General features: G+C 36.0%; 1 protein-coding gene. It reads left to right on the top strand.

Features of this window, described 5'->3' with window-relative positions; translation table 11 throughout:
• On the top strand, positions 1-403 hold a 403-nt coding region (locus tag VXN63_RS12095), incomplete at both ends, for a transposase family protein (protein WP_327758291.1).

Raw genomic sequence — 403 nt, 5'->3', positions numbered from 1 at the left:
CTTGCCTACTTCAAATGATATGCAAAAAGTACTAGATATTCAAGATAAAAACATCATTTTTAACGATAACTGTGTTTCTTATGGCCTACATAAACAAAAGAAATGCAAGTTTATAGACTGTACACTGACTTATATTCCTACGGAATGTAAGAAATGTCAGACGCCAAACAAGAACTTTTCTATTTATAAAAATGGGACTCAGACCTCTAGAATAACGTTTCCGATGTCTGGTATTTATCCGACCTATCTCAGAGTGAAAAAACAGCGGTTCAAGTGTAAGTCTTGTGAATCAACGTTTACTGCAGAAACGCCGATCGTAAAAGAACACTGTTTTATCTCTAACTTTATCAAAGCAGAGATACTGATGAAGTCAGCTGACGCCCGTTCAATCAAGAGCTTGTCT

Source organism: Marinilactibacillus sp. XAAS-LB27, assembly GCF_036039175.1.
Taxonomy (GTDB): domain Bacteria; phylum Bacillota; class Bacilli; order Lactobacillales; family Carnobacteriaceae_A; genus Marinilactibacillus.
This window is presented reverse-complemented; position numbering and strand designations above follow the sequence as displayed.